The organism is Pseudomonas sp. 8O (genome assembly GCF_902506495.1).
Taxonomy (GTDB): domain Bacteria; phylum Pseudomonadota; class Gammaproteobacteria; order Pseudomonadales; family Pseudomonadaceae; genus Aquipseudomonas; species Aquipseudomonas chaetocerotis.
Window position 1 is genome coordinate 1 of record NZ_LR733268.1, and the last position, 1,194, is coordinate 1,194.

The following is a 1,194-nucleotide window of genomic DNA, read 5'->3' on the forward strand; positions in this document are numbered from 1 at the left end:
GGTGATGGAGCGAGGGAACCCCGGCGCAGCAGGGCGGGGGCGCCTAGCTCGGATGTCGGGGTGCCCTTCTCTTTGGTTACTTTCTCTTGGGCAAGCAAGAGAAAGTGACTTGTAAGTTGTTCCACACCTGCTCCAGACCGCCAGTGACTAGATCTCCAGATCGTGGGCGAGCGAGGGTCGGAGCAGGTTTTTCTTGATTAACCCGAACGGTTGCCTGAGCTCAAAGCTCGTTTCTGCAAGTCAGGGTGAGAGAGGAATGCCATGAACCAAGAACTTCTCGTTGTTGGAATCGATATCTCGAAGAACTTTCTCGATGTCTTCGTCAGTGGCAGCGTCACGCTCCAGCGCTATGCCAACGACACTCCAGGCAGGGCCCAACTGGCTACCGATATGCTGGCCTTGGTACCCCACCTGATCGTGGCTGAGGCAACGGGTGGCCTGGAACGCCTCCTGATTGCGGAGCTAGCTGCACAGAAATTGCCGTTGGTGCTGGTCAATCCAAGGCAAGTCCGTGACTTTGCCAAGGCATCGGGTCAACTGGCCAAGACCGACGCGTTGGATGCTCGGGTTCTCGCCGCATTCGGCATTGCCATCCGTCCCGCCATCCGCCCGTTACCCGATGAGCAGGCGCTCGAACTGGCGGATCTGGTTGGTCGTCGGCGACAACTGGTCGACATGATGGTCGCCGAAAAGCTGCGCTTGCAGCAGGCGGTGGGCAAGGCCCTGCGACGCGACATCAAGCTGCACATCAAGTGGCTGGAGAAGCGCCTCAGAGCCAACGATGCAGGGCTAAATGACGCCATTCAAAAGTCAGAGATCTGGCGGGCCAAGGATGACTTGCTGGCTGAAGTGAAAGGTATCGGGCCTGTTTGTCGAATCACGTTACTAGCTCTACTGCCAGAGCTGGGCCTCCTGAACCGCAAGCAGATTGCAGCACTGGTGGGGGTGGCGCCATTCAATCGGGACAGCGGCTACTACCGAGGTACCCGGCGAGTCTGGGGTGGACGATCCGAAGTCAGGAAGGTGCTCTACATGGCTACGCTGTCGGCCATTCGCAGCCACAACGAGGTCGTGTACAGCTTCTACCGGCGACTTAAGGAACAGGGGAAACCAGGCAAAGTAGCGGTCGTCGCCTGCATGCGGAAATTGCTTACCATCCTCAATGCGATGCTCCGTGATCAGGCTCATTTCAGG

Annotated in this window: 1 protein-coding gene; it reads left to right on the forward strand. The window is 58.0% G+C overall.

All coding sequences use genetic code 11. From position 1 onward, the window contains the following. Nucleotides 1-261 precede the first annotated feature (261 nt). Nucleotides 262-1,194, forward strand: a 933-nt coding sequence (locus GV002_RS24140; protein ID WP_160020790.1) for an IS110 family transposase, incomplete at its 3' end; no start/stop codon positions are given.